Annotated in this window: 3 protein-coding genes; 2 read left to right on the forward strand and 1 reads right to left on the reverse strand. The window is 30.2% G+C overall.

Translation table 11 applies throughout. The features are described 5' to 3' along the window. Positions 1-461: 461 nt before the first annotated feature. A complete protein-coding gene (locus NSA58_RS17620) occupies positions 462-1,838 on the reverse strand; it encodes a transporter permease (protein ID WP_039680558.1) in 1,377 nt (458 codons plus the stop codon). A gap of 303 nt (positions 1,839-2,141) precedes the next feature. Between NSA58_RS17620 and NSA58_RS17625 the strand changes: the two genes are divergently transcribed. Both NSA58_RS17625 and NSA58_RS17630 read left to right on the forward strand, forming a co-directional pair. Then, entirely contained in the window at positions 2,142-2,924 is a 783-nt protein-coding gene (locus NSA58_RS17625) for a threonine/serine exporter family protein (protein ID WP_039680557.1), read from the forward strand. Positions 2,925-2,928: 4 nt separating this feature from the next. Beyond that, positions 2,929-3,411 carry a threonine/serine exporter family protein gene (locus tag NSA58_RS17630; RefSeq protein WP_039680556.1) on the forward strand — a complete coding sequence of 161 codons (483 nt, stop codon included), beginning with the start codon at positions 2,929-2,931 and terminating at the stop codon, positions 3,409-3,411. The last annotated feature ends 5 nt before the right edge of the window (positions 3,412-3,416 follow it).

Here is a 3,416-nt window from a genome sequence, read left to right on the forward strand (position 1 = left end):
TAAAAAAGTTGTCCATTGCTCAGACTAATCATTATCTGAATATCTGGCTTGGTTTGTTTGTTGTTTCAGTTTAATTCTTAAAGAATTAATTTATTGTTAACCTACTGTTTAATTTTCAAAGTTCTTTGTTCGTTTCAACTTCTTAAGTTTATCAAAGTTGTTTTTATTTGTCAACACTTTTTTACTTTCTTTTTTCCACAAGTTATTAAGTGTTTTGTCTTTTTTCCAAGACAAGTATAAGTTTATCATCATTAAAATATATTGTCAATATTCTTTTATATTTTTATTATTTATTTTTCCCAAATAATTATTACTTGTAAATTCTTACATTTATAAAATAAACTTCTATATATTTAATTACTAATTTTATTATATTATCATAAACATAAAAAGACTATAGAATTAAAATTCTATAGCCTCTTTATATCAATTTATTTTATAAATTAATCATATCACTTTAATTATAATAAGAATATAGCCAATATGGTTGTTACTACAAACCCTATCATAATAGGTATAAAGTTTCTTTTCCCCAACTCTATTGGACTAACTCCACAAATAGCTGCTGCTGCAACTAATGACCAAGGAACTAAACATCCGCCCCCTACCCAAATAGCTGCTATCTGACCTAATGCTGTAAGAATAGCTACATTTGCATGAATTGCATTTCCAAATACTAGAGCCAATGATCCAGCTAGTGACATACCTGAAAATCCAGAACCATCAAGCCCTGTAATACCACCAACAACTGTTTCAATTCCTGCTGCTGCAACCTTATTAAATGGTACTGCATTCGATAATGCTATCCCTATATCTGATAACAATCCTTGAGATCCTTTTGTCAAAACATCTCCGAATACTGTTGTTACTGATGAATCTCCTAAATAGAAGAACGCAGCTATTGGTATGATTACGGCAAATATACTTATAGCAAATCCAAATCCATGAATTATATGTTGAGAAACTTTATCTAAACATTCCGTCGGGCTACTTAATGCATTTACAAAAACTAGTAATGCTACTGATGTTCCACCAAGCAAAGCTGTTGCATCTCCACCTTTTAAATCAAATACATACATTCCAACTATATCTAATATAAATGCTATTGCAACAATAAATACAGAAAGTTTTGCTTTTGGTCCTACTTCTTTTAATTCCACGTCTGATTCTCTAGCTAATGCTAATTCCTGTTCAAACATTCCCCTCTTTATATCTCTTCTTAACATATAAAATGCTACTGATATTGTTACTATTGCCATTGTCCAATATAGTGGCATACCTTCAATTATAACTGATTGTACTGGTATACCTGCTGCACCCGCTGTTATACTGGGTGCTCCTTGAATCACGAAATCAGTTGATAGGGCTAATCCATGACCAAATAAGTTTATTGCTACAGCTAACCCCATAGCTGGCAACCCTGAACGAATTGCTATTGGTAAAAATATTGCACCTATTAAAGCACATGCTGGAGATGGCCAGAAGAACCATGACATTACTAACATCGCAATTCCTGAAACAAAGAATGCAGTTGTAGGGCTTTTTATTACTTTTGCAAATGGCTTTACCATAAAATCTATGGCATGATTTTCTTCTAGTGCTTTAGATAAAGCTACCATAATTCCTATAATTAGTATTATCCCACCAAGTTCATTTAGTGCTACAACAAAAGAGTTAAAAACTCCATTAAGTGCTCCTACAAAGTTTTTCGTAAAGAATAGTCCTAGGAAAAATATGCCTAGTACACAAGGTACTACGCTTTCTTTCTTCAAAATCATAGTAATTAAGATTATTACCATGAAAATGATATAGATGTAATGTGCGCCTGTCAAAACCATAATAAATTTCCCCTTTTCCACGATAAGATAATAACATTATATGGTTTATTAAAATAAAGTGTTCATAGGGCATACTTCCACTCAATACTACAAATTTACATTTTCTATCATAATTACATAATGAAATTTGTTATTTTTTATTTAAAAATATACAATACCATACTAAAAAGAGGGAATATTTTATTTGTTTCAGAATATAATTTATGGTTGGAATAAAAATTTCCAATAAAAGTACAAATGATATAACTATTTCAAATTATTTTTGCTATAATCTTTTTATCATTATATTAATAGGGGGACTTTATGAAAAGGGAATTTCAAGTTAGCTATAAAAAAGAAATCTTAAGATTCGCCTTGCTATTAGGAGAGCAAATGCTTATCAACGGTGCAGAAACTGCTAGAGTTGAAGATAGCGTACTTAGGGTTTGTAAATCAAGAGGATTCAAACATGTCAATGTTTTTACTACACCAACTTGTGTAATAATATCAGACGAGAAATTTGATGGTCTTACTTTTATGAAAACTATATCTAGAAGAACAATTAACCTTACTAAGATAGATAGGTTAAACAACATCTCTAGAGATTTTGTTCAAAATGAAGATATTGATCCATTGGAGGCCATCGGTAGATTGAGAGAAGTTGATGCAGTAAAGGATTATAATCAATTTGTATATTTTATTGGTACAGCCATGGCTTCTGCATCATTTGCTTATTTAATTGGTGGTACTAGTGTTTTAGACTTTGTACTTACATTAATTATAGCTACCATAGGAGTTATCATTTATAATAAAACGTTAAAACTTAATCAAATACCATTTTTTGCAACGCTTATAAGTTCATTTTCCATAGCTGTTTTAGGTAATTTATTAGTTCAATATAATGTAATTGAAAATTCTACCTCTCTGATAGTTGGTTCTATAATGCCACTTTTACCTGGAGTTGCCTTTATTAAAGGACTGAGAGATTTAATTTCTGGTAATTTAATCGCCGGTGTATCTAGAATCGTTGAATCATGCTTGATATCAGCTGCTATTGCTGTAGGCGTGGGTGTTGTACTTGACTTAACTGTTAGATTTGGAGGTTAGTTGAATGAGTTTATTTAATTTATTAGAGAGTTTCTTTTTTTCATCTTTAGCTACTATAGGATTTTCAATATTCTTTAACTCTCCTATAAAATCTTTAATTCCTGCTGGAATTATTGGTGGAATAGGATGGACTGTTTATATCATATTATTTAATTTCTCTGGTAATGCTATTTTAGCAAACTTCTTTGCAGCTGCACTAATTTCACTTCTTAGTGAAATATTAGCTAGAAAAATGAAGTATCCCGCTATTATATTTGTTATACCAGGTATTTTACCTTTAATACCAGGGTTAGGACTTTATAATACTATGTTATCTCTAGTTGAAGGAAATTATACAAATGCTATGTCAATTGGTACTAACTCACTCTTTGTAAGTGCTTCAATCGCAATGGGCGTACTATTAATCACTTCACTAGTTAAAACTTATTATATAATTTGTTTTAAAATCAATAATAAAAAACTCCAGTTAAAAAAACTTATAAAATAATTTTT

Origin of the sequence: Terrisporobacter muris (assembly GCF_024621905.1) — a bacterium.
Taxonomy (GTDB): Bacteria; Bacillota; Clostridia; order Peptostreptococcales; family Peptostreptococcaceae; genus Terrisporobacter; species Terrisporobacter muris.

What these genes read in the sequence shown, in the direction of transcription:
- NSA58_RS17620 (WP_039680558.1), bottom strand. Translation starts at nt 1,838, where the DNA reads ATGGTTTTGACAGGCGCACATTACATCTATATCATTTTCATGGTAATA.
- NSA58_RS17625 (WP_039680557.1), top strand. Translation starts at nt 2,142, where the DNA reads ATGAAAAGGGAATTTCAAGTTAGCTATAAAAAAGAAATCTTAAGATTC.
- NSA58_RS17630 (WP_039680556.1), top strand. Translation starts at nt 2,929, where the DNA reads ATGAGTTTATTTAATTTATTAGAGAGTTTCTTTTTTTCATCTTTAGCT.